Origin of the sequence: Allobosea robiniae (assembly GCF_900102525.1) — a bacterium.
Classification (GTDB): Bacteria; Pseudomonadota; Alphaproteobacteria; order Rhizobiales; family Beijerinckiaceae; genus Allobosea; species Allobosea robiniae.
Window position 1 is genome coordinate 139,476 of record NZ_FNBZ01000004.1, and the last position, 22,404, is coordinate 161,879.

The following is a 22,404-nucleotide window of genomic DNA, read 5'->3' on the forward strand; positions in this document are numbered from 1 at the left end:
TATGAGCTTGCGTCTCGCAGGGCTGGCCGGAGCCAGCCTGATCGCCGCTGTGACCGTCGGATCGGCGCAGGCCGCCTCGCCGCTCGACCTCGTGGCGCCGGTCGCCGAATACAAGCTCTATGTCTCCAAGGGAGTCGACCAGCTGGTGAAGGACACCAAGACCTTCACCGATGCGGTCAAGGCCGGCGACCTCGCCAAGGCCAAGACGCTCTATGCGCCGACGCGTGTCTCCTACGAGATGATAGAGCCGGTCGCCGAGCTGTTCAGCGATCTCGACGGCAAGATCGACGCGCGAGCCGACGACCATGAGAAAAAGGAAGAGGACCCGGAATTCACCGGCTTCCATCGCCTCGAATACGGGCTCTTCGCCAAGAACAGCACGGAAGGGCTTGCTTCCTTCGCCGACAAGCTCATCGCCGACGTCACCGAGTTGCAGAGCCGCATCAAGGGCCTGACGGTTCCGCCGGACAAGATGGTCGGTGGCGCGGCGGCGCTGATCGAGGAGGTCGCGGCGACCAAGATCTCCGGCGAGGAAGACCGCTACAGCCATACCGATCTCTGGGACTTCCAGGCCAATGTCGACGGCGCCAAGAAGATCGTCGACCTGCTGCGGCCGCTCGTCGTCAAGGAAGACAAGGCGCTGGCCGGGAAGATCGACGCCAATTTCGCGACGGTCGACAAGACGCTGGCCAAGTACAAGCTCAAGGACGGCGGCTTCGAGACCTATGACAAGCTGAGCGAGGCCGACCGCAAGGCGCTCGCCGCAATGATCACGACGCTGGCGGAGGATCTCTCGAAGCTGCGCGGCGTGCTCGGCCTCGGCTGACATCAACCGGTTACGCAAGCGCGCCACTCGACAGGGGGGAGCCGATGCGCCATGGACGGCGCATCGGCGCGTGACGCCCCTCGCAATCCTGTCAACGGACCGCCAGCATGACCGCTTCCACCACGAACGCTCCCGCTTCCCAGGGCCGCATCGCCCTACTCGGTGCGCCCATCGAGGTCGGCGCCTCGCGCCGCGGCGCCCTGATGGGCCCGGCCGGCTTGCGCACCGCCGGCCTCGTCAGCGTGCTGGAAAGCCTCGGCTACACGGTCAGCGACCATGGCGACATCCTGCCGCGCGACCTGACCACGGTCGACGGTCCGGCCCCGGCCAATGCCCGCTTCTACAACGAGATCGCCGCCTGGATGCGCGCGCTCAGCGCCCGCGCCTACGAGCTCGCCCGCTCCGGCGACACGCCGATCTTCCTCGGCGGCGACCACAGCCTGTCGATGGGCTCGGTCAACGGCGTCGCCCGCCACTGGCAGGAGCAGGGCCGCAAGCTCTTCGTGCTCTGGCTCGACGCCCATGCCGATTTCAACATGCCGGCGATCTCTCCTTCCGGGAACATGCACGGCATGTCCTCGGCCTTCCTCTGCGGCGAGGCCGGGCTCGACGACCTGCTGGGCTCCGAGCCGCGCGCCTCGATTTCGCATGAGCAGCTCAGCCTGTTCGGCATCCGCTCGATCGACCCGCTGGAGAAGGCCGCCGTGAAGGCGCGCGGTGTCGACATCGCCGACATGCGCGCCATCGACGAGCATGGCGTCGGCGTGCTGATCCGCAAGGTGATCGAGAAGGTGCGCGCGGCCAACGGCGTTCTGCACGTCTCGTTCGACGTCGATTTCCTCGATCCGCCGCTGGCGCCCGGCGTCGGCACCACCGTGCCGGGCGGCGCGACCTATCGCGAAGCGCATCTGGTGATGGAGCTCTTGCACGATTCCGGGCTGGTCCGCTCGATGGATATCGTCGAGCTCAACCCCTTCCTCGACGATCGCGGCCAGACGGCCCGCCTCGCGGTGGAGCTCGCCGGCAGTCTGTTCGGCCAGCAGATCACCGACCGGCAGACCCCGTCGAACGCGATCGGCGCCGCGTAAGCCGCGTTTTCGCGAAAGCCGATCTTCATCCTTGCCTGATAGAGGCGGTTCCATCGGCTTCCAGCCGATGGAACGGAATCGGGCATGAAGATCGCGCTCGTCGGGACGGGGTTCGTCGCCGACTACTACATGACCACGCTGGCGAACCACCCGACGCTCACGCTCGCCGGCGTCTGGGATCGCGACGCCGCGCGGCTGGAAGCCTTCCGCGCCTTCCACAATGTTCCGGCCTATCCGGATCTCGATGCCCTGCTGGCTGACGCCGCAGTGCAGATCGTCGTCAACCTGACGACGCCGGAGAGCCATTACGAGATCACGAGTCGAGCACTCGCGGCCGGCAAGCATGTCTATTGCGAAAAGCCGCTGGCGATGGAGCTGGCGCAGGCCGAGGCGCTGGTCGCGCAGGCGCAAGGCTCCGGGCTGACGCTCGCCACAGCTCCCGCCAACGGGCTCAGCGATGCCCATCGCCTCGTCGAGGACGCCTTGCGCTCCGGCCGGATCGGGACGCCTCGCTTGGTCTACGCCGCGCTGGAGGACGGCCCGGTCTTCCGCGACAAATGGGCAAGCTGGCGCTCGCGCTCCGGCGCGCCCTGGCCGGGGCTGCACGAGTTCGAGATCGGCTGCACACTGGAACATGCCGGCTACGCGCTGTCCTGGCTGGTGACGCTGTTCGGCCCGGTCGAGAGCCTGACCGCCTTCTCCGCCGTGACCTTCCCCGACAAGGGACCGGGCACCGAACAGATCTCGATGGCACCGGATTTCTCCGTGGGCTGCCTGACCTTCCGCTCGGGCGTGGTGGCGAGGCTGACCAACGGGCTTACGGCGCCCCGCGACCGCTCGCTGCAAATCTTCGCCGAGAAGGGCTCGCTGACGGTGCGCGACCTCTGGGACAATCGCTCCGTCGTCCATGTCGAGGAGAGCGGTGCGCCACGACCGCTGCTCGGGCGCATTCTGACGCGGGCCGAAGCGAAGCTCGGGCGCGCGCTGCCGTGGAAGCCGACGCCGGGGCGCAAGCTGACCTATCCGGCCCAGCCGATGAGCAAGGCCCTGCCTGGCTACCCCTCTCAGATCGATTTCATGCGCGGCGTGGCGGATCAGGCCGAGGCGATTCGGCGCGGCGAACCACCGCGTTTCTCGGGCGCGCTCGCGCTGCACATCACCGAGCTCGCGCTCGCCCTCAACAATGCCCGCGACCTGGCCCAGCCCTATCGGCCACGCTCGCGCTTCTGAGAGCGGCGGATAGGGCTGGGCCTCTCAGCTCACAGTCCTGAACTGCTCGCGCTGCGAGAACAGCGAGGCCGTCCCGCCGGTATGGATGATACAGGCCGGCTCGCCCTGCGGAATCGTGCCATTGGCGACGAGGTCGAGGAAACCGGCACAGGTCTTCGCCGTGTAGACATGCTCGATCAGGATGCCCTCGGTGCGGGCGAAGGCGACGATCGCCGCTTCCGATTCGAGGGTCGGCACGCCCCAGCCGCCGCCGAGATGAGCCATGTGATAGTGCAGCGGAGCCTCGCCGAGACCACCGACCGCCAGGCCAGTCCGCTTACCGATGCCCTCGTAGATCCGGCGGATGCGCTCCTCCAGTTCCGCCTGCCCGTATTCGACGCTGACGAGATGGACCTGAAAGGGGTGGCCGAGCATGGCATTGCCGAAGATGAAGCCGGCCTCGGTCGGCCCCATCGAGCCCGCCAGGAAGACATGGCGGAGCGGTGCCGATTCGCGCTGCGACTGCTCATGCAGTTCGAAAGCGGCGAGGATATAGCCGAGCGCGCCCAGAACGGCATCGCCGACGATGTAAGGCGTCCGTCCCTGCCCCATCAGTTCCGCGGCCGCGGCCTTCATCGCTGCCGCACGCTCTTCCTCGCCGACCGGGCCGATGAAGCGGGTTTCAGCGCCGAACAGCCGGTTCAGGAAGGAGCGCTCGCGATTCGCAGGGCTGTCCTCGGCATTGTGGATGATCACGCAATCCAGCCCCGCCATCGAGGCGGCGGCAGCGGTGAGGCGGCAGAGATTCGAGGTCGCCCCGCCCGCGACGAGCACGATGTCGGCGTGCTCGCGCAGCGCGGCGCCGAGCCAGAATTCGAGGCTGCGCAGCTTGTTGCCGCCGAGCCCGATCTCCATCAGGTCATCGCGTTTCATGTAGAGGCCCGGACGACCGAGCTTTCGCTCAAAACCGGAGAGCCGCTGCAAGGGCGTCGGCGCCTTGACCAGGTCGTAGCGCGGCTCGCGCAGAATGCTCTGCAAACCCGACGTCACGCCGACCGCTTCTTGCGATCGTCCTTGCGCGGATCCGGCTCCGCCGCCGACTTGGACGCCCGCGCGAGCGTCTTGATCGCCAGGGGCGGCTTGCCCGACTTTTCCGAAATGACCTGATCCTGCTCCATGATGGCCGTGCGGGCCGGCTCATCGCCGTCCAGGCCGCCGAGCAAGGCCGTCGGAACGCGCCGGTTCGAGGTCCTCGAGCCGTCCTCGTAGACGACATCGAACATGGTGAACTCGGTATCGAGGGCTTTGGATTTCGTGCGCTTGGCCATTCCTGCTTCCTTGTCCGGAGCGTGCAACTCTCACGCTGACGCTCGCACGGCAAGCCGCCGGGATGATCGCGGCTTCCAGCGGAGCAAAGGGACGCGCCAGCGTGTCGATGAGGCGAGAGGGAGGGAACGCTTGGCCGATTCCGCCGCTCGGGCTCGGCCGATCCGCGATATGCGGCAGAGCTTGGACGAATCAGGCCAGGCGCGGCGATGATCTTCCATCACGCTTTCAGCCGGCCCCGGACCGTTCGCAATTTGGGGAGCGCCGAAGCGTCGATCCGCAACGAACCAAGGCAGCCGTTCGCGGAGGAAAGAGATTTGGTGGAGCCAGGCGGAATCGAACCGCCGACCTCTTGAATGCCATTCAAGCGCTCTCCCAACTGAGCTATGGCCCCACTCGCGATGATCGGCTTGGGGACCGATCACCAACCGGATTTTGGTACCGCCTCGGCGGTTCCGTCCGGGCCGCCCGGCGGCGACGAAGCGCTCTATAGGCGGCTCGGGCGGAAGACACAAGCGCCTAATGTCGCTTTGTCGTCATCTTTTTCAGAGGCTGAGGATCAGTTGTCCTCGTCGCCCTCGATGTCGCCATCGATCAGGTCGGCGACGTCGTCGTCGCCTTCCTCATCTTCCTCGAGGAAGGTGTTGTCGTCCTCGTCGTCGCCGACGTCCTCGACCTCGATATCATCCTCGCTGGTGACGACGGCTTCCTTCTCCGACGCCTCGGCATCGGCCTCGTCGAGCGAAACGATCTCGACGGCGCTGTCGGCGGACTCGGTCTCGTCCTCCTCGTCGGGCTCCGGCTTCGGCGCCGGCGCGGCCTTGGCCTGCGGCTCGAAGATCGCCCGCGGATAAGCCTGGCCCGTATAGGGCGAGACGATCGGGTCCTTGTTCAGGTCGTAGAATTTGCGCCCCGTGACCGGGCAAACGCGCTTCGTTCCGAGTTCCGGTTTCGCCACTGCGTCGGACCTTCAACTATCATGTTCTGAAAAGCAGGCGCGTCCGTTAGTCGGGGCGAGCGATGCTGTCAAATACTGATTTGCAGGGAGCGTCAAACCCGGAGCTCGAAGCGACGGTTTCGCGCACCGCGCCGCGCGCGTCTTGGCGCGCCGCGCGCGACCATGCTACGGCCTTGCGCGCATTCCTTTTCGGCCCGCTTGCAGAGACCGCGCCCCGTGTCCCACGACCATGAACCCGTCCCCGTCACCGCCCGCGCAGGCGGCCCCCTCAAGGGCCGCGTCCGTGTGCCCGGCGACAAGTCGATCTCGCACCGGGCGATGATCTTCGGCCTGCTGGCGATCGGCGAGACCAAGGTCACCGGCCTGCTCGAAGGCGAGGACGTGATGCGCACCGCCGCCGCGGCCCGCGCACTCGGCGCCATCGTCCATCATGACGGTCCGGGCGCCTGGCGCGTGCAGGGCGTCGGCGTCGGCGGCCTGCGCGAACCGGCCGGCATGCTCGATTTCGGCAATGCCGGCACCGGATCGCGCCTGATGATGGGCGTCTGCGGCTCGCACCCGATCACCACGACCTTCGACGGCGACGCCTCGCTACGCAAGCGGCCGATGCGGCGCATCCTCGACCCGCTCGAGCAGATGGGCACGGTCGTCGTCTCGCAGCAGGAGGGCGGGCGCGTGCCATTGACGCTGCGCGGGCCGAAGGAGGCGATCCCGATCACCTATCGCCCGCCGGTCGCCTCGGCGCAGATCAAGTCGGCCGTGCTGCTGGCCGCGCTCGCCGCGCCCGGCGAAACCACGGTGATCGAGGCGGAAGCGACCCGCGACCACACTGAGAAGATGTTGGCGCATTTCGGCGCCGAGATCACGGTGACACAAGAAGGCGAACATGGCCGGCGCATCGTGCTGAAGGGCCAGCCGGAGCTGAAAGCGGCGCCGATCGTGGTGCCGGCGGACCCGTCCTCGGCCGCCTTCCCGCTGGTGGCGGGGCTGATCGTGCCGGGCTCGGACATCCTGATCGAGAGCGTGATGACCAATCCGCTGCGCTCCGGCCTGCTGACCACGCTGCGCGAGATGGGCGCCGACATCACGATCGAGCGCGAGGCCAACGAGGGCGGCGAGACGGTCTGCGACCTGCGGGTGCGCGCCTCCGGCCTCAAGGGCGTGACGGTGCCCCCCGAGCGCGCGCCGGCGATGATCGACGAGTACCCGGTGCTGGCGGTGGCCGCCTCCTTCGCCACGGGCACGACGCGGATGCGCGGCCTGCAGGAATTGCGCGTCAAGGAATCCGACCGCCTCGCCGCGGTCGAGGCCGGGCTGAAGGCCGCCGGGGTAAACTGCCGGATCGAGGGCGACGACCTCATCGTCGAAGGCTCGGGTGGCGGACCGGTGCGTGGTGGCGGGCCGATCGCGACCCATCTCGACCACCGCATCGCGATGAGCTTCCTCATCCTCGGGCTGGCGACAGAGCAGCCGGTCGTGGTCGATGACGGCGCCATGATCGCCACGAGCTTCCCGAGCTTCATCCCGCTGATGAACGGGCTCGGAGGCCAGATCGGATGAGCGCGGCGGCGCGGCCCGGCCGCCTCGTCATTGCCGTCGACGGCCCGGCCGCGTCCGGCAAGGGCACGCTCGCCCGCCGGCTGGCAGCGCATTACGGGCTGCCCTATCTCGATACCGGCCTGCTCTACCGGATGGTCGCGCGCGCCATGCTCGATGCCGGCCACGACATCCACGACGCCGTCGCAGCCGAGCAGGTCGTCAATAGCTTCGACGAGACCGCCTTCCCGGAAGAACGCCTGCGCGGCCGCGAGATCGGCGAGGCGGCGTCCGTGGTCGCGGCCATGCCGGCCGTACGCGCCGGCCTGCTCACCCGGCAGCGGCGCTTCGCGGCGCAACCCGGCGGGGCCGTGCTCGACGGGCGCGACATCGGCACGGTGATCTGCCCGGAGGCGCCGGCCAAGCTCTTCGTCACCGCGACACCGGAAGTCCGCGCGGCGCGCCGGCACAAGGAGCTGATCGGGCGCGGCGAGGCGGTCACCCTCGACGGCATCCTCGCCGATATCCGCCGCCGCGACGCGCGCGATTCCGGCCGCAGCGATGCCCCGCTCAAGGCGGCCGAGGATGCGATCGTGCTCGATACCTCGGCGCTGACCGTCGAGGAAGCGGCCTCCGCCGCGATCGGCATCGTCGAAGGCCGCCGCGCCGCCTGAGAGCGCCGCTCGCGAATTTGCTATCGAAACAGGCGCCTTCAGCCGGATTTTCCGGCTTGGCGGGTGTCTCGCCCAAGCGCACACTCTCCCATCGCGACAACGCGACGGAGGTGGCGATGCGGCGCTGGCTGTACGGTCTCTCATGTCTGGCAGCGGCGGCGCTCTGGCAGCCCGCCCTGCCACGAGCGCAGACGGCGGCGCCACCGCCCGAGGAGGTCGACGTCGCGCTCGTGCTGGCGGTCGACGTTTCCTATTCGATGGATCTCGACGAGCTCGCTTTGCAGCGCAACGGCTATATCGAGGCCTTCCGCTCCAAGCAGCTTCACGACGCGATCGACAAGGGCGCGATCGGCAAGATCGCCGTGACCTATTTCGAATGGGCCGGCGGCAGCTTCCAGTACATCGTCCGGCCGTGGAAGGTGATCGACGGCCCGGCCGCAGCGATGGCCTTCGCCGAGGAGCTGGGCGAGGCGCCGACCCGGCGCGGCCGGCGCACCTCGATCTCGGGCGCGATCGATCTCGGCGTGCAATTGCTGGAACAGTCGAACGTGACGGCGATGCGGCGCGTGATCGACATCTCCGGCGACGGCGCCAATAATGACGGGCGCCCGGTCACGACGGCGCGCGACGAGGCCGGCGCCAAGGGCATCGCCATCAACGGCCTGCCGGTGATGCTGAAACAGGCAGGCTATTTCGATATCGACAATCTCGACACCTACTACACCGACTGCGTCATCACCGGCATCGGCGCCTTCGTCATCCCGATCCGCGAGAAGAGCCAGTTCGTCGAGGCGACCAAGACGAAGTTGCTGCGCGAGATCGCCGAGGCGCCGGCCGACGCAACCTTCCACAAGGCGCAATCTGGCAATATCGCGACCTGCCTCGCCGGCGAGCGGCAATGGCGCGACCGGATGGGGAACTAGATTTACGTCCCCCTCGGCTTCGCCCGCGTCGTCGGTAGCGCGGCGGCGGGGTCGTCCGGCCAGAGATGGCGGGGATAGCGGCCCTTCATCTCGGATTTCACGGCAGTCCAAGAGCCGCGCCAGAAGCCGGGTAAATCGCGGGTGACCTGGATCGGGCGGTGTGCCGGTGAGAGCAGTTCCAGCACCAGCGGCACGCGCCCGCCGGCCAGGGCCGGATGGATCGCGAGGCCGTAGAGTTCCTGCACACGCACCGAGATTGTCGGGCCGGCCTCGGCGGCATAGTCGACCGCGAACGAGGAGCCGGTCGGCGCAGTGAAATGCGTCGGCGCCTCCTGATCGAGCCGGCGCTTCAACTCCCAGGGCAGGAGGCCCGCCAGCGCCGAATCGAGGTCGGCAGGCTGGATCGAAGCGAGCGACGCGCGGCCGAGGAGATGCGGCGCCAGCCAGAATTCCGGCTCTTGCGACAAGCCTTCATCGGAAAGATCGGGCCAACCGGCCTCAGGCTCGGCCTTGCGCAGGAAGGTGGCGCGCTCGCGCAACTGGTTTTGCCCCTTGGTCCAGGGCAGGAGATTGATGCCGAGCGCCGCGATGCCCTTGGCCAGCGCCTCGGCATTCTCTGGGCTGTCGGCGACGGAAAGGGGCCGTTCCGAGAGCGAAAGCGCGCCATATCGGCGCACGGCCCGGACCCGCAGGGCGCGCGCCGTACGATCGAAGCTCGCCTCCTCGCGCTCCGCGATGGCGAAGGGAGCGAGGCCATGCGAGACGAGCGCCGCGATCTCGGCTTCGCTGATCGCGGCGGCGGCCATGATGCGGGCCTGCTGGGCCGCGCCGGTCATCTCCGCGACGACGATGTAAGGCTCGCGCGCCAGGCGCTGCGACGGCTCCAGCGCGCCGCCGCGGCCATTCGCCAGAAGGTACTGACCGGAGCCCGGCGCGCGGGCCTTGGCGACGCGGTCGGGATAGGCGAAGGCGAGCAGGAGCCCGGGCGACAGGATATCGTCGGCTGAAGCCTGATCCTTGCCGACGCTGCGCCCGGCGGTTCGTGCCCAGCCTTCGGCGAGGCGGCGCATGTCGCCGGCCCGGCCGCCGCGCTCGCGGCCGTAGCGTTCCAGCCGTTCGGCCAGATCGATCACATCGCCGCCGAGGCCGCGTTCGACCAGCACGGCGGCGAGATCGGCGGCAGCGTCCGCCTGTCCGAAGCGGGCAGCCGCCACGACCATGCGAGCCAGGCGCGGCGGCAGCGGCAGGGCCTGCAAGGCGCGTCCATCTGGCGTGATGCGGCCATCGGAATCAAGTGCTCCGATATTGCTCAGCAGCGCGCGGGCTTCCTTGAGCGCAGGCGCGGGCGGCGGTTCCAGGAAGGAAAGCGTCGTCGGATCGCCGACGCCCCATGCCGCGCAGTCGAGCAATAACGGACTGAGATCGGCCGAAAGGATTTCGGGCCGGGCGAAGGCTTCGAGCGCGCCGGTCGCGGCCTCCTCCCAGAGCCGGTAGCACACGCCGGGCTCGGTACGGCCGGCGCGGCCCCGGCGCTGATCGGCGGCTGCCCGGCTGACGCGGCGGGTCTCCAATCGGGTCACGCCGATATCGGGCTCGTAGACCGGGACGCGGGCGAGGCCGGAATCGATCACGACGCGCACGCCCTCGATGGTCAGCGAGGTCTCGGCTATCGCGGTCGCGAGCACGATCTTGCGCTTGCCCGTTGGTGCCGGCAGCACGGCGCGATCCTGCTCACGCTGGTCGAGCGCGCCATAGAGCGGAGCGATCTCGACAGCCGGATCGCGCAATCTCTCGCGCAGGCGCTCCTCGACGCGGCGGATCTCGCCCTGACCGGGCAGGAAGACGAGCTGCGAGCCCGGCTGCTCGTTGAGCGCCAGCAGAACCGTCTCGGTGACCTGATCCTCGATGCGCTTCAGCGGGTCGCGGCTGCGATAGCGCGTCTCGATGGGATAGGCGCGGCCCTCGCTTTCGATCACCGGGGCATCGCCTAGCAGGTTCGCGACACGAGCCCCATCAAGGGTCGCGGACATGACGAGGATGCGCAGGTCCTCGCGCAGGCCGCCCTGGGCATCGAGCGCCAGCGCGAGGCCGAAATCGGCATCGAGCGAACGCTCGTGGAATTCGTCGAACAGCACGGCGGCGACGCCGTCCAGCGCGGGATCGTCGAGGATCATCCTGGCGAAGACGCCCTCGGTGACGACCTCGATGCGCGTCTTCGGCCCGATCTTCGAGCCGAGGCGGACGCGTAAGCCCACGGTGTCACCGACCCGCTCGCCCAGCGTCTGCGCCATCCGGTTAGCCGCGCCGCGTGCCGCCAACCGGCGCGGTTCGAGCACGATCAGCTTGCCGCCTTTCGTCCAGGGCTCGTCGAGCAGGGCGAGCGGCACGCGCGTGGTCTTGCCGGCGCCGGGCGGGGCGACCAGCACGGCATTCGGCCTCGCGTGCAAGGAAGCGGCGAGATCGCCGAGGACGGCATCGATCGGGAGGGGCGTGTCGAAGGCGCGCATGCCAGGCCGATGTGGCGCAGGCGCGTGCCGCACGCAAGCCACTCGCCAGCCGGCGCTCATCATGCTAACCGCTGCGGCATGACTGAGACCGGCCAGACCCGCATCCAGAATCGTTTCCAGGCCTGCGCCCGCGAGGGCCGGGCGGCGCTCGTGACCTTCGTCACCGCCGGCGACCCGGATTTCGAGACCTCCAGCGCGATCCTCGCGGCCCTGCCCGGAGCCGGCGCCGACGTGATCGAGCTCGGCGTGCCCTTCACCGATCCGATGGCGGACGGCGTTCCCGTCCAGCTCGCCGGCCAGCGCGCGCTCAAGGCCGGCCAGACGCTGCGCAAGACGCTCGCCATGGTCGAGAGCTTCCGCAAGGCCGGCCATGACACGCCGATCGTGCTGATGGGCTATTACAATCCGATCTACGCCTATGGCGTCGAAGCCTTCCTGACCGATGCCCGCCGCGTCGGCATCGACGGGCTCATCGTCGTCGACCTACCGCCGGAAGAGGACGAGGAGCTCTGCCTGCCAGCGCTGCAAGCCGGCGTCTCCTTCATCCGGCTGGCGACGCCGACAACGGACGACAAGCGCCTGCCCAAGGTGCTGCAGAACACCTCCGGCTTCGTCTATTACGTCTCGGTGACCGGCGTGACCGGCGGCGCCATCGCCGATTACGGCGCTGTCGGCGATGCCGTTACCCGGATCAAGCGCCATACCGACCTGCCGGTGGCGGTCGGCTTCGGCGTCAAGACCGCCGAGGATGCGGCCACCATCGCCAAGCGGGCGGACGGCGTCGTCGTCGGCTCGGCGCTCGTCGAACGCATCCGCCTTTCGCTCGATGACCAGGGCAAGGCCACGGAAAAGACGGTTTCGGCTGTCACCTCGCTGGTCAGCGAACTCGCCCAGGGCATCCGCTCCGTCGCCAAGGCGGCCTGAGCCCGGTTTCATGCGACGGTCGCGCCGCTTGCCCATCGGCCGGCGCGACCTATTTCAGGCCTGACGGCGCGCAAGCGCTGAAAGCCCATCAGGGATTCATCCGATGAACTGGATTTCCGAAGTCGTCCGGCCGCGCATCAAGACGCTGTTCAAGCGCGAGAGCCCCGAGAACCTCTGGATCAAGTGCCCCGATTCCGGGCAGATGGTGTTCCATAGGGATGTCGAGGCCAATGGCTATGTCATCCCCGGCTCCGAGCACCATATGCGCGTCACCGCGCCGGAGCGTTTGCGCCTGACCTTCGACGACGGCAAGTGGCTCGACGTCGCGCTGCCGGAGGTCGCGGTCGACCCGCTGAAGTTCCGCGACGAGAAGCGCTATGTCGACCGGCTGAAGGATGCCCGCGCCAAGACCGGCGCGCAGGACGCCTTCAAGATCGGCTATGGCCGGGTCAAGGGCCTGCCGATGACGCTGGCCGTGCAGGATTTCCACTTCATGGGCGGCTCGCTCGGCATGGCCGCGGGCGAGGCCTTCGTGAAGGGCGCCGAGACCGCGCTCGACAAGAAGACACCCTATGTCGTCTTCGCGGCGTCGGGCGGCGCACGCATGCAGGAAGGCATCCTCTCGCTGATGCAGCTCCCGCGCACGACCGTCGCGGTCAGGCGCCTGCGGGCGGCGGGCCTGCCCTATTTCGTGGTGCTGACCAACCCGACGACCGGCGGCGTCACCGCCTCCTACGCCATGCTCGGCGACATCCACATCGCCGAGCCCGGCGCGCTGATCGGCTTCGCCGGCCCGCGCGTGATCGAGCAGACCATCCGCGAGAAGCTGCCGGAGGGCTTCCAGCGCTCCGAGTACCTCAAGGATCACGGCATGGTCGACATGGTGGTGCATCGCCGCGACCTGCCGGAGACGCTCGCCCGGCTCGGCCGCCTGCTGACGAAGCAGCCGGCCGCGAAGGAAGAGGCTGCGCCCGCGCGCCCGGTGGCCGAGGCGGTCTGAGGCGGTCCGAGTTAGTTCACGGCTGGGGGCCGTCACGTCATGGGGTCTTCCGACGCCTTGCTCGCGCGCTTCATGGCGCTGCATCCCAAGCTGATCGATCTCTCGCTCGGCCGCATCCTGACCCTGCTCGAACGGCTCGGCGATCCCCAGAAGAAGCTGCCGCCGGTGATCCATGTCGCCGGCACCAACGGCAAGGGCTCGACCATCGCCTTCATGCGGGCGATCCTCGAGGCAGCCGGACTGTCGGTCCATGTCTACACCTCGCCCCATCTGGTGCGCTTCCATGAGCGCATCCGGCTGGGGGCGCCCGGCGGCGGGCGCTTCGTCCCAGAGGACAAGCTGGTCGAGGCGCTGGAGCGCTGCGAGGCCGTCAATGCCGGCGATCCCATCACCTTCTTCGAGATGACGACGACGGCAGGCCTCCTGCTCTTCGCCGAGCATCCGGCCGATGTCCTGCTGCTGGAAGTCGGGCTCGGCGGGCGTTTCGACGCGACCAATGTCATCGCCCATCCGGCCTGCACGGTGGTGACGCCGGTCTCGCTCGATCATTCCGAATATCTCGGCGACACCGTCACCAAGATCGCCGGCGAGAAGGCCGGCATCTTCAAGCGCGGCGCGCCCGCCGTGATTGCGCCGCAGGAACCGGAGCCGACCGCGGTTCTGGAAGCTGCCGCCGAGCGCGCCGGCGCCTCGAAGATCCTGATCGGCGCGCAGGATTTCAATGTCCATGAGGCCGGCGGGCGGCTGGTCTACGAGGATCAGGACGGGTTGCTCGACCTGCCGCTGCCGCGCCTTTCCGGCCGGCACCAGCACATCAATGCCGGCACGGCCATCGCGGCCTTGCGGGCCGCCGGCTATGGCGCCCTGCCGGCGCGCGCCTTCGAGGACGGCATGCGCAACGCCGACTGGCCGGCGCGGTTGCAGCGCCTGTCGCGCGGCGCGCTGGCCGAGATCGTGCCTGATCGCGCCGAGCTCTGGCTCGATGGTGGCCATAATCCCGATGGCGGGCGCGTCCTCGCCCAGGCGATGGCAGACCTCGCCGACCGCAATCCGGCACCGCTGGTGATGATCGCCGGCCTGCTCTCGACCAAGGACGCCGCTGCGACGCTCGGGCATTTCAAGGGGCTGGCGCAGGCGCTCTACGCCGTGCCGATCCAGAATTCGCTGGCCGCGCGCCCGGCCGAGGAGGTCGCCGAGGCCGCCCGCAGCGCCGGGCTCGCCGCCGAAACCTCCAGCTCGGTGGAACAGGCGTTGCGAACGATCGCGGCACGGGACTGGCCGGCGCCGCCGCGCATCCTGATCTGCGGCTCGCTCTATCTCGCCGGCGAAGTGCTCTCGGCCAACGGCACGCCGCCGACCTAGGTCTTTCCGCGTCTCGACCTGTCTTGCCATCGAGGAAAGCCATGCCCGTTCCAGGACTGACCGTCCTCGCCGCCGCCCTGCTCTGCAGCCTGCTCGGCGGCTGCGTCACGACCGAAGGAACAGCACAGGGGCAGAGCGAAGGCACGGAGCGGGTCGCATCGGGCAAGCGCACCTTCCTGCAGAAGACCTTCATGACGATGGACGAGCGCTGCCGGCCGATCCCGCGCCCTAAGGGCGTGCTGACCGAGCCGCCCCGGCATGGCAAGGTCAGGCTGGCGACCCGCAAGGCCGCGGCCGAATACGGGCCGGGGCCATTCCGGCATTGCAACGGCAGGGTCGGGCCATCTCTCGCGTTCGAGTATACCTCGAAGCGCGGCTATCGCGGCGCCGACAGCTTCCTCGCGCGCATCCGCTACAATGACGGCGAGATCCGCTACGAGCGTTTTGAGATCACCGTCGACTAGCTGGAGAAAACGTTATGCAGCGAAGCTTCGGAGCGTCAGGGCCATCCGTCCCGCCGATCGGCCAGGGCAGCTGGTATAGCGAACAGGGTGACCGGCGCGAGGCGATCGCCGCCTTCCGGCGCGGGCTCGATCTCGGGCTCTTCCATATCGACACCGCCGAGATGTATGGCGACGGCCGCTCCGAAGCACTGATCGGCGAGGCCATCGAAGGCCGGCGCGACGAGGTTTTCCTCGTGTCGAAAGTCCTGCCGCATTACGCCTCGCGACGCGGCGTGCAGGCCGCCTGCGAGCGCTCGCTGAAGCACCTCAGGACTGACCGGCTCGACTGCTACCTGCTGCACTGGCGCGGTCCGCATCCTCTAGCGGAAACCTTCTCCGCCTTCGAGGCGCTGAAGCAGGAGGGCAAGATTCTGTCCTGGGGCGTCAGCAATTTCGACGAGGACGATCTCGACGAGGCGCTCGCAGCCGCAGGCCCCGGCAAGATTGCCTGCAATCAGGTGCTCTATCATCTGCGCGAGCGCGCCATCGAGCATGCGGTGATCCCGTGGTGCGAACGGAACAGCGTTGCCGTCGTCGCCTACAGTCCCTTCGGCCATGACGATTTCCCGGCTGCCGGCAGCGCGCCGGGCAAGGTCCTGGCCGAGATCGCCGCGAGCCATGGCGCGACGCCCCGGCAGGTCGCGCTCGCCTTTCTGACGCGGCGTGAAAGCGTCTTCGCGATCCCGAAGGCCGGCCGGGTCACCCATGTCGAGGACAATGCCGGGGCTTTGAACCTCGCGCTTTCCGATGCCGAGATCGCCCGGATCGACGCGGCCTTTCCGCGCGGCCGCAAGCCCGCCTCGCTGCCGATGATCTGAGCGGCCGGAAACCACGTTCCGCCTTCCGGCTTTACAAGCCGGGGCCGTCGGCGCTTTCCTAGAGTCAAGGGCGGCGGCCACCAGAGCTCGACAACGCCTCATTCAGCAGCTTGCGTCTTTCGGAGTGAGTGTGATGCGTCGCGTTCTCGGCCTCCTGGCCGCCCTCGTCCTGTCGGCCTTCGCCGGCTCCGCCCATGCCGGCGTCAGCGTCAATGTCGACATCGTCGCTCAGCGCATGACGGTGACCACGACCGATGGCGAGGTCTACGACTGGAAGATCTCGTCCGGCCGCAAGGGTTTCCGTTCGCCCAACGGCGTCTATCGGCCGACCCGGCTGGAGAAGAACTGGTACTCGCGCAAATATGGCGGCGCGATGCCCCATGCCGTGTTCTTCCGCGGCGGCTACGCAATCCATGGCACTGGGGCCGTCGGCGCGCTCGGCCGCCCGGCCTCGCATGGCTGCATCCGGCTGCACCCCGCCAACGCCGCAAAGCTCTTCGCGCTGGTGAAGAAGCATGGCTCCAGCCAGACCCGGATCGCGCTGCACGGTGCCGCACCAGACAATCTCTCGCGCTTCGCCAAGGCCTCCTCGCCGTCGAAGGCCAAGCTCGCGAAGACGACCTCTTCCAAGCACAAGGTCGCGAAGGCCGGCTCGTCCAAGCACAAGATCGCCAAGGCGAAGCATCGCAGCAACACCATGAGCGTCGCGCAGCAGCGCCGCGGCGGTGATTGGGAAGCGGCGCGCGGCCAGATCCTGCTGCGCCCCGCCCTGCCGGCCAACGCCTATGGCTACCAGCCCTATTACCCGAGCGGCTACGGCTGGCGCTGAGCTTTAGAGAGCTTCCGGCACGATCCTGAGCCAGCCTTCCAGCGTCTCGCCCGGCGCCAGGCGCTTGAGCGGCGCGGCGGTCCGCGCTGCCGGCTCGCTCGGTGCGCCGATCGCATGGCTCTGCGGCTCGACGCAGAGGAAATCCGAGCCTGCCGGCGCCCAGACCACCGGGCAGTCGAGATTGTCGCTCGCGGTCAGGGTGACGGCGAGACCGGTCGAAGGCGTCTCGATCCGGGCTGTGCCGTCCCAGCCGAGGAAGCTCCAGGCGGTCACGCTCTCCGCGCGGAAAGGCTGCGCTTCGGCATAGGGGCCGCCATCGACGAAAGCCTGCTGGCCGGTGGCGCGGAAGGCTTCGCCGAAGACCAGCGCGCCCTTGCTGCGCATCACGAGGCTCGTATCGGCAGCACAGGGAAACCAGGGATGGTGGCCGATGCCGAACGGTAGTGCCGCCTGCGCCTCGTTGGTGATCGCCATCCGGATGGTCATACCGGCATCGTCGAGGGAGATCTCCTGCCGCGCCCGGTAGCGATAAGGGTCTGTCCCCTCCATGCGGCGATGTTCGAGGACGGTATGGCTGCGGTCATACCGCAGGACATCCCAGGCCGCCTGCCAGCCGAAGCCGTGAATGGCGCCGCCTGGATCGTTCTGCGGAACGAGGAAGCGCTGCTCGCCATCGTCGACGACGCAGCCGAAGGCGCGGTTGGCGAAAGGCAGGAGTGCCCAGGTCCCGAAGAAGTTCGGCGAGGCCGTGCCGGGCTGCCGCCCGGCCGGCGGATAGAGCACGTCATGGCTGCGCCCGTCCGGCCCGCGCCAGCTCAGAGAGGAGACGATCCCGCCCGCCTCGGGAGAGATGGCGGCGTCGAGGCCCCCCGCTTGCAGTTCGAGCATCCGGCTTGTCCGATTCGTTCTCGCACCCAAGGCCAGCAGGGTTGCCGCGAAGGCCAGCCATATACAAGGCCTCGGCGCCGGCCCTTGACCCGATGGAATGCGGCGGAGACAGTCGCCAGCCTTGGATCACCGCGCGTCCTATCGGACGTGCAGTGATCCATATATTTGCTGTCGCATCGGACCGAAAAGTGGCTCCCACTTTTCGGTCCGATGCTGCTGCCGGAGCCTGCCATGCCCAAACCTCTGATCGCGCTCGACTGGGGCACGACCCGCGCGCGCGCCTTCCTGATCTCGGAGACCGGGGAGGTGCTGGAGCGGCGCATCGCCGATCGCGGCATCCAGTCGGTTCCGGCGGGCGGCTATCCTGAAGCCTTTGCCGAGCTCGCCGGCGACTTCCGCGAGACTGCGCCCGATGCCGCGATCGTGCTCGCCGGCATGGTCGGCAGCCGCAACGGCTGGATCGAGGCGCGCTACGTCGCCTGTCCGGCCTCCCCTGCCGAGATCGCGGCCGCCGCGATCCAGGTCGCGCTCGATGCCGGAACGACGGCGACCATCCTGCCCGGCCTGAGCTGCGACGATGGCGCCTTCGACGTGATGCGCGGCGAGGAGACCCTGATCGTCGGCCTCGGCCTGAGCGACGGCATCGCCTGCCTGCCCGGCACCCATTCGAAATGGGCCGAGATCAAGGGAGGTCGCATCACCCGCTTCGCCAGCTTCATGACCGGCGAAATCTACGGGCTGCTGCGCAACGACTCGATCCTCGCCCGGCTCGCCGAAGCGCCTTCGGACGCTGACACGGCTGATGGCGCCGCGCGCGGTCGCCTGGCTGCCGGCCGGCCGGGAGGGCTGCTCAACACGGCCTTCGCCGCACGTACCGAAGTCCTCGCAGGCCGGATGGCGGGTGGTGCGGTCGGGCCTTATCTCTCGGCGCTGCTGGTCGGGCAGGAAATCGCGGGGGCCGAAGCCTTGTTCGGCAAGGGCCAGACGATCCATCTCGTCGCGGACGGGGCCCTGGCCGAGAGCTACGGCGCCGGCTTGCAGGCGCGGGGACATGCCATTCAACTCGTCACGCCCGAGGCGGCCTTCGTCGCCGGCGTGAGGCGGCTCGCGGCGGACCTTCCTGCATGATCGTTGTCTTCGGCTCCATCAATATCGACCTCGTCACACCGGTCGAGCGCCTGCCGGGACCGGGCGAGACCGTGCTCGGACCGGGCTATGCCCTGCATCCGGGCGGCAAGGGCGCGAACCAGGCACTCGCGGCCCGCCGCGCCGGCGCGGATGTCGTGCTCGTCGGCGCGACCGGGCGGGACCGATTCAGCGATGCCGCGCTGGCGCTGCTCTCCACCGACGGCGTCGATCTCGATCACGTCGCACAGGTCGACGAACCGACCGGCGCCGCCTTCATCGCGACGGATCGCGAGGGCGCCAACCAGATCATCGTCGCAGCCGGCGCCAATGCTGCTGTCCGCCCGGATGCCTTGCGGCAGCTCGAGCTCGCGGCGGAGGATATCCTGCTCCTGCAACGCGAAGTGCCTGAAGAAGCCTGCCTGCAGGCCGCCCGAAGGATGAAGCAGGCCGGCGGGCGGGTGATCCTCAATCTCGCTCCGGCCGAGGCGCCGTCGCCCGCGCTGCTGGAGCAGCTCGACATGCTGATCGTCAACGAGCACGAAGCGATCGTGCTGGCACAGGCGCTCGGATGGGCGGACCGCGATCCCGACGCCATCGCGCGCCGGCTCGACAGTGAGCGGCAGATCGCCACGATCGCGACGCTGGGGGCAGCCGGGGTCGTCGCCTGGATCGACGGCATCCGCCATCGCCTCGCAGCGCCTCAGGTTGCGGTCGTCGACACGGTCGCGGCCGGTGACAGCTTCACCGGCGCCTTCGCCGCAGCCCTCGCGGCCGGGAAGAGCATGGCGGCGGCGCTGTACGACGGGCTGGCCGCCGGCTCGCTTGCCTGCACGCGGCCGGGCGCCCAGCCGAGCATCCCCCGCGCAGCCGAGATCGCGGCATTGGCCGCCACGCTTGCAAACGGACCGCGCCGGTAAGCCTCGATTAAGCCTGTCCGCAATCGGGCAGCCTTCCCCGCCCCGCTTGCACGCAAATGCGTGCAAGCTCTTCACGCTTCGTCAGGGCTCGCTTCCGCATCGTGGACGGGCTGTGGAAGGGTTGGGGAGCGCCGTGACGACACCACCGCTGATCTGGGCCTTGAGCGTCGCCGGTGTCGCGATCGCCGGAGCGCTGTCCTATACGCAGTTTCTCGCCCCGCGCATGGCGGACGAGGCGCCTTCCGCGGCCATGGCCGCGACGGAACAGAAACCGCCGGGACCCCGCATGCCCTCGACGCTCGCCGTCGCCGCCGATTATCGCGGGCACTATATCGTGCACCCCTCGGTCGACAACTACCGCATCAAGATGATGGTCGATACCGGCGCCAGCATCGTGGCATTGACGGCTGCCGATGCCCGCGCGCTCGGTGTCAAGAACGATGCCTCGTCACGCAAGATCGTGCTCAGCACCGCCAACGGCGCCGTCACGGGCTTCCGGACCGTCCTGCGGGAGATCCGGCTCGGCGATATCGTCGTGCGGAATGTCGATGCCGTCGTCCTGCCCGAACGCGCGCTCTCGATGAGCCTGCTCGGGAATTCCTTCCTCAGCAAGCTCCAGGGCTACGAGGTCCAGACCGGGCGCATGGTGCTGCGCGGCTAGAGCATTTCTGAGCGAACTGGACACCGGTTGGCGTGAAGAACCGAAGGTCCGCGTCAGCGAATAGGCGATAAGGCAAAGACCGGCAACATCGGGGAGCGCCGGCCCGGGCGCGAAGCCCCCTGCCGGCATGATCGCCCGATCGTCAATTGTAGAGCGGGCAGGGATTGGTGCCGGTCCGCACCACCTGTTCGATATTGTTGGTGCCGCCAGCCACGCCATTACGCGGGCGTGCATAGATCGGGCTGTCGCCGAGCGTGAAGGATTTGGTCAGGACATAACCGACGATGGGCGTGTATTCGTAGCTCGCGCGCGCCATGATGACGGAGGTGCCCGGAACCCGGTAGGTGTCGGGAATGGTGATCGAGGTCCCACGGGCCGGTGCAGTGCCATCGCGCGGCTCGCTCCAGCACACCTTCGCAACGCCCGCCGGATCGATGACGACACTGGCGATCACCATCGTGACCTTGTCGCTGTCATACGGCATCAGGATCGACCGCGCAGCATTGAAGATGTTCTGGACATCCGTGGACGAAACCGACTGGACGCGCGCCGTGAGATCGCTGAGAGCCGAGGTCAATTGAGTGACCTTGCGGTTGACCATCACGAGCTGCACCACATCCACCATCCCCGTATAGGTGATGAGCATCACCGGCAGCAGCAGGGCGAACTCGACCGCAGCCACGCCGTCCCGATTGCGGCAGAAGCGGCGCCAGAAACGGAGACCTGTCTTTTTCGGCATGTCCGTCATTCCCGATCAAGAACCTGCCGGAGGAGGGGTCGCGCCCGACGAGACGAAGGGCTCGGCCCGGAAAGCCATGCTCACGACGATGCCCCGCCGGCCCGATCCGGCGGGCTTGATATTGGCCAGCGCGGAGGAAGCCCAGCTCGTCAGGAAGAGCTTGTAGTCGAGCACTGCGCGCACGACGACGATGTCGTTGCCCTGCGGCTGGACGTAGGTGAAGCCGGAGGTGTCGAGGCTCCCGCCCGCAAGCGGATCGCCTGCGGATGCCGTAGAGGCAAAACTGTCGTAGACCCGCACGTCGACGTAAAGTTTCGAGCAGTCGATCAATCCCAACGGCGCGAGTTCGCAGATATTGTCGCGGAATTTCTTCGCGTTCACCGCGCCGGTCGATCCGGTATAGAGGGTCCGCGACTGCCCCGTGACCAGCGAACGGGAGACCTGCGACAGCGACTCTTCCAGGACCTGGCTGGTCCAGAACATCAAGGCCGTCTCGAAGATGGCGAAGAGGATCATCAGGAACGGTACGACGACGAACGCGAACTCTACGGCAGTCGCCCCGTCCTGCGAGCGGCGAAAGCGTCGGAGCAGCGGGCGACAGACGCCGCGGCGCGGCAACCCGTTCTTCGGCAAGGGCGTCTTTTTCGGTCGGTCGAACATCCGTTTGCCCCATCGAGCTTCGGCCCAGGCCGGAAATCTCTACGGCAAAAGAATTTCAGATCGGTTAGGGACGTCGCCGGTCAGCCGAAATCGGCGTGAAGCTTTCGCTAACCATGGGTTCGGCGCGTAACGGAGGTCTCGCGCGCGTACCTGCTAAGCTTCCGCCCCAGAACCTTGACTTTTCCCGGGAACCGCGCGCCGGGTTCGAGCCGGGGCCCTATTTCTTCGGGCCCCCGGTCGCGAGCATGTTGCGCGCGGCGGCCTGCCCGGCGACGCCGGCAAAGTAATCCTTCGCATCGCCCATCTGGACCGAGGGCTGGCAATCCGGGCTGCAGGCATAGCTTTCGCGATCCATGCCCCGCTGGACCGTCAGGACCGCGTCGGAGGCGGAACCGACCCGAACCAGTGATTCAGCCAGCAGCGTCCCGCTGGCGTCCAGCGCGATCAGGTTGGTCACGCCGAAACTCTTGCCGGTGACGATCATGACGCCGTTGCGCTGCATGGAGACATCGGCGATGGCCGGATTGCCGACGACGACCGTTTGAGCCTTCTCCGGGAGCCGCACGACCTTGGCGTGGTCGACCATGACGACCACGCTCTCGGATGGCGCGCGTGGCGCGGCATGAGCAGCACCAGCGCCGCACAGGATGATCGCGAGGCTTGTCGCGGCCACCCGGCGCGTAAGCCGGCGGCACCCTTCAGGAGCACGGATGATCAACATGGCGGCGCCTCAAGCTCTGCGACCATGCCAATAAAGCGGAAAATGATGAATCAAACCCTAAGCGCGCGACGAATAGCGATTTCACGCCGCGAGGCACAACTTGTCGCAACGGAACAGCGACCGGCGCCAGCGTCGATTGCCGAGCGCCTCAAAAATAAATCAACGAGTCAGGACCAATTAAACACCCTGTTTACCGATAAAAACCCC

Annotated in this window: 23 protein-coding genes and 1 tRNA gene; 15 read left to right on the forward strand and 9 right to left on the reverse strand. The window is 68.0% G+C overall.

Features of this window, described 5'->3' with window-relative positions; translation table 11 throughout:
• Window position 1: 1 nt before the first annotated feature.
• From efeO to BLQ70_RS12505, 3 genes are all read left to right on the forward strand, one after another.
• Window positions 2-826: an iron uptake system protein EfeO gene (efeO, locus tag BLQ70_RS12495; RefSeq protein WP_091857249.1), complete on the forward strand. Its 825-nt coding sequence runs from the start codon at window positions 2-4 to the stop codon at window positions 824-826.
• A gap of 107 nt (window positions 827-933) precedes the next feature.
• A complete protein-coding gene (rocF, locus tag BLQ70_RS12500; RefSeq protein WP_061971742.1) occupies window positions 934-1,914 on the forward strand; it encodes an arginase in 981 nt (326 codons plus the stop codon).
• 84 nt (window positions 1,915-1,998) lie between these two features.
• On the forward strand, window positions 1,999-3,144 hold the full coding sequence (locus BLQ70_RS12505) for a Gfo/Idh/MocA family protein (RefSeq protein WP_091857250.1): 1,146 nt from the start codon (window positions 1,999-2,001) through the stop codon (window positions 3,142-3,144).
• 24 nt (window positions 3,145-3,168) lie between these two features.
• On the opposite strand, the gene BLQ70_RS12510 is transcribed toward BLQ70_RS12505, so the two are convergent.
• The 4 genes from BLQ70_RS12510 to BLQ70_RS12525 form a co-directional block, all read right to left on the reverse strand.
• A complete protein-coding gene (locus BLQ70_RS12510; RefSeq protein ID WP_244512002.1) occupies window positions 3,169-4,173 on the reverse strand; it encodes a 1-aminocyclopropane-1-carboxylate deaminase/D-cysteine desulfhydrase in 1,005 nt (334 codons plus the stop codon).
• Window positions 4,170-4,451: a hypothetical protein gene (locus BLQ70_RS12515; protein WP_061971738.1), complete on the reverse strand. Its 282-nt coding sequence runs from the start codon at window positions 4,449-4,451 to the stop codon at window positions 4,170-4,172. The genes BLQ70_RS12510 and BLQ70_RS12515 overlap by 4 nt, the downstream gene beginning before the upstream one ends.
• Before the next feature lie 316 nt (window positions 4,452-4,767).
• Window positions 4,768-4,843 (reverse strand) — tRNA-Ala (locus BLQ70_RS12520).
• A gap of 165 nt (window positions 4,844-5,008) precedes the next feature.
• On the reverse strand, window positions 5,009-5,407 hold the full coding sequence (locus BLQ70_RS12525; protein WP_061971736.1) for a TIGR02300 family protein: 399 nt from the start codon (window positions 5,405-5,407) through the stop codon (window positions 5,009-5,011).
• Between the two features lie 216 nt (window positions 5,408-5,623).
• Between BLQ70_RS12525 and aroA the strand changes: the two genes are divergently transcribed.
• From aroA to BLQ70_RS12540, 3 genes are all read left to right on the forward strand, one after another.
• The gene (gene aroA / locus BLQ70_RS12530) at window positions 5,624-6,967 is read left to right on the forward strand and encodes a 3-phosphoshikimate 1-carboxyvinyltransferase (RefSeq protein ID WP_091857251.1); all 1,344 of its coding nucleotides are present in this window, start codon (window positions 5,624-5,626) and stop codon (window positions 6,965-6,967) included.
• Entirely contained in the window at window positions 6,964-7,617 is a 654-nt protein-coding gene (gene cmk / locus BLQ70_RS12535) for a (d)CMP kinase (RefSeq protein ID WP_091857252.1), read from the forward strand. Before aroA ends, cmk begins: the two co-directional genes overlap by 4 nt.
• A gap of 116 nt (window positions 7,618-7,733) precedes the next feature.
• Entirely contained in the window at window positions 7,734-8,540 is an 807-nt protein-coding gene (locus BLQ70_RS12540) for a DUF1194 domain-containing protein (protein ID WP_091857746.1), read from the forward strand.
• 2 nt (window positions 8,541-8,542) lie between these two features.
• On the opposite strand, the gene hrpB is transcribed toward BLQ70_RS12540, so the two are convergent.
• The gene (gene hrpB, locus BLQ70_RS12545) at window positions 8,543-11,047 is read right to left on the reverse strand and encodes an ATP-dependent helicase HrpB (RefSeq protein ID WP_091857253.1); all 2,505 of its coding nucleotides are present in this window, start codon (window positions 11,045-11,047) and stop codon (window positions 8,543-8,545) included.
• 78 nt (window positions 11,048-11,125) lie between these two features.
• Between hrpB and trpA the strand changes: the two genes are divergently transcribed.
• From trpA to BLQ70_RS25820, 6 genes are all read left to right on the forward strand, one after another.
• Complete coding sequence (gene trpA, locus BLQ70_RS12550) at window positions 11,126-11,971, forward strand: tryptophan synthase subunit alpha (protein ID WP_091857254.1); 846 nt, start codon at window positions 11,126-11,128, stop codon at window positions 11,969-11,971.
• 103 nt (window positions 11,972-12,074) lie between these two features.
• Window positions 12,075-12,971, forward strand: coding sequence for an acetyl-CoA carboxylase, carboxyltransferase subunit beta (gene accD, locus BLQ70_RS12555; RefSeq protein WP_091857255.1), 897 nt, complete (start codon window positions 12,075-12,077; stop codon window positions 12,969-12,971).
• Window positions 12,972-13,010: 39 nt separating this feature from the next.
• Window positions 13,011-14,333: a bifunctional folylpolyglutamate synthase/dihydrofolate synthase gene (locus BLQ70_RS12560; RefSeq protein ID WP_091857256.1), complete on the forward strand. Its 1,323-nt coding sequence runs from the start codon at window positions 13,011-13,013 to the stop codon at window positions 14,331-14,333.
• Window positions 14,334-14,374: 41 nt separating this feature from the next.
• Window positions 14,375-14,797, forward strand: coding sequence for a hypothetical protein (locus BLQ70_RS12565; RefSeq protein ID WP_091857257.1), 423 nt, complete (start codon window positions 14,375-14,377; stop codon window positions 14,795-14,797).
• A 14-nt stretch (window positions 14,798-14,811) separates the two neighbouring features.
• Window positions 14,812-15,654 carry an aldo/keto reductase gene (locus tag BLQ70_RS12570; RefSeq protein WP_091857258.1) on the forward strand — a complete coding sequence of 281 codons (843 nt, stop codon included), beginning with the start codon at window positions 14,812-14,814 and terminating at the stop codon, window positions 15,652-15,654.
• Window positions 15,655-15,787: 133 nt separating this feature from the next.
• Entirely contained in the window at window positions 15,788-16,483 is a 696-nt protein-coding gene (locus BLQ70_RS25820) for a L,D-transpeptidase (RefSeq protein WP_091857259.1), read from the forward strand.
• 3 nt (window positions 16,484-16,486) lie between these two features.
• Here BLQ70_RS25820 and BLQ70_RS12580 read toward each other — a convergent pair whose 3' ends face one another.
• Window positions 16,487-17,371 (reverse strand): aldose epimerase family protein, encoded by an 885-nt coding sequence (locus BLQ70_RS12580; RefSeq protein WP_091857260.1) that lies wholly within the window; start codon window positions 17,369-17,371, stop codon window positions 16,487-16,489.
• Between the two features lie 231 nt (window positions 17,372-17,602).
• Here BLQ70_RS12580 and BLQ70_RS12585 point away from each other — a divergent pair, with 231 nt between their 5' ends.
• The 3 genes from BLQ70_RS12585 (at window position 17,603) to BLQ70_RS12595 (ending at window position 20,077) form a co-directional block, all read left to right on the forward strand.
• Complete coding sequence (locus tag BLQ70_RS12585) at window positions 17,603-18,499, forward strand: 2-dehydro-3-deoxygalactonokinase (RefSeq protein ID WP_162766344.1); 897 nt, start codon at window positions 17,603-17,605, stop codon at window positions 18,497-18,499.
• Window positions 18,496-19,416 (forward strand): ribokinase, encoded by a 921-nt coding sequence (locus tag BLQ70_RS12590; protein WP_091857262.1) that lies wholly within the window; start codon window positions 18,496-18,498, stop codon window positions 19,414-19,416. The genes BLQ70_RS12585 and BLQ70_RS12590 overlap by 4 nt, the downstream gene beginning before the upstream one ends.
• Window positions 19,417-19,549: 133 nt before the next feature.
• On the forward strand, window positions 19,550-20,077 hold the full coding sequence (locus tag BLQ70_RS12595) for a retropepsin-like aspartic protease family protein (RefSeq protein WP_091857263.1): 528 nt from the start codon (window positions 19,550-19,552) through the stop codon (window positions 20,075-20,077).
• Window positions 20,078-20,219: 142 nt separating this feature from the next.
• Here BLQ70_RS12595 and BLQ70_RS12600 read toward each other — a convergent pair whose 3' ends face one another.
• The 3 genes from BLQ70_RS12600 to BLQ70_RS12610 all read right to left on the reverse strand — a co-directional run bounded on the left by BLQ70_RS12600 (window position 20,220) and on the right by BLQ70_RS12610 (window position 22,197).
• Complete coding sequence (locus BLQ70_RS12600) at window positions 20,220-20,816, reverse strand: TadE/TadG family type IV pilus assembly protein (protein ID WP_170843394.1); 597 nt, start codon at window positions 20,814-20,816, stop codon at window positions 20,220-20,222.
• A gap of 15 nt (window positions 20,817-20,831) precedes the next feature.
• Entirely contained in the window at window positions 20,832-21,449 is a 618-nt protein-coding gene (locus tag BLQ70_RS12605; RefSeq protein ID WP_170843395.1) for a TadE/TadG family type IV pilus assembly protein, read from the reverse strand.
• A 244-nt stretch (window positions 21,450-21,693) separates the two neighbouring features.
• A complete protein-coding gene (locus BLQ70_RS12610) occupies window positions 21,694-22,197 on the reverse strand; it encodes a pilus assembly protein N-terminal domain-containing protein (RefSeq protein WP_082617747.1) in 504 nt (167 codons plus the stop codon).
• Window positions 22,198-22,404: the final 207 nt, after the last annotated feature.

What these genes read in the sequence shown, in the direction of transcription:
- BLQ70_RS12610 (WP_082617747.1), bottom strand. Translation starts at nt 22,197, where the DNA reads ATGTTGATCATCCGTGCTCCTGAAGGGTGCCGCCGGCTTACGCGCCGG.
- efeO (WP_091857249.1), top strand. Translation starts at nt 2, where the DNA reads ATGAGCTTGCGTCTCGCAGGGCTGGCCGGAGCCAGCCTGATCGCCGCT.
- BLQ70_RS12580 (WP_091857260.1), bottom strand. Translation starts at nt 17,371, where the DNA reads ATGCTCGAACTGCAAGCGGGGGGCCTCGACGCCGCCATCTCTCCCGAG.
- BLQ70_RS12570 (WP_091857258.1), top strand. Translation starts at nt 14,812, where the DNA reads ATGCAGCGAAGCTTCGGAGCGTCAGGGCCATCCGTCCCGCCGATCGGC.
- BLQ70_RS12565 (WP_091857257.1), top strand. Translation starts at nt 14,375, where the DNA reads ATGCCCGTTCCAGGACTGACCGTCCTCGCCGCCGCCCTGCTCTGCAGC.
- BLQ70_RS25820 (WP_091857259.1), top strand. Translation starts at nt 15,788, where the DNA reads ATGCGTCGCGTTCTCGGCCTCCTGGCCGCCCTCGTCCTGTCGGCCTTC.
- hrpB (WP_091857253.1), bottom strand. Translation starts at nt 11,047, where the DNA reads ATGCGCGCCTTCGACACGCCCCTCCCGATCGATGCCGTCCTCGGCGAT.
- BLQ70_RS12590 (WP_091857262.1), top strand. Translation starts at nt 18,496, where the DNA reads ATGATCGTTGTCTTCGGCTCCATCAATATCGACCTCGTCACACCGGTC.
- accD (WP_091857255.1), top strand. Translation starts at nt 12,075, where the DNA reads ATGAACTGGATTTCCGAAGTCGTCCGGCCGCGCATCAAGACGCTGTTC.
- trpA (WP_091857254.1), top strand. Translation starts at nt 11,126, where the DNA reads ATGACTGAGACCGGCCAGACCCGCATCCAGAATCGTTTCCAGGCCTGC.
- BLQ70_RS12600 (WP_170843394.1), bottom strand. Translation starts at nt 20,816, where the DNA reads ATGCCGAAAAAGACAGGTCTCCGTTTCTGGCGCCGCTTCTGCCGCAAT.
- BLQ70_RS12505 (WP_091857250.1), top strand. Translation starts at nt 1,999, where the DNA reads ATGAAGATCGCGCTCGTCGGGACGGGGTTCGTCGCCGACTACTACATG.
- BLQ70_RS12560 (WP_091857256.1), top strand. Translation starts at nt 13,011, where the DNA reads ATGGGGTCTTCCGACGCCTTGCTCGCGCGCTTCATGGCGCTGCATCCC.
- BLQ70_RS12540 (WP_091857746.1), top strand. Translation starts at nt 7,734, where the DNA reads ATGCGGCGCTGGCTGTACGGTCTCTCATGTCTGGCAGCGGCGGCGCTC.
- cmk (WP_091857252.1), top strand. Translation starts at nt 6,964, where the DNA reads ATGAGCGCGGCGGCGCGGCCCGGCCGCCTCGTCATTGCCGTCGACGGC.
- rocF (WP_061971742.1), top strand. Translation starts at nt 934, where the DNA reads ATGACCGCTTCCACCACGAACGCTCCCGCTTCCCAGGGCCGCATCGCC.
- BLQ70_RS12585 (WP_162766344.1), top strand. Translation starts at nt 17,603, where the DNA reads ATGCCCAAACCTCTGATCGCGCTCGACTGGGGCACGACCCGCGCGCGC.
- BLQ70_RS12515 (WP_061971738.1), bottom strand. Translation starts at nt 4,451, where the DNA reads ATGGCCAAGCGCACGAAATCCAAAGCCCTCGATACCGAGTTCACCATG.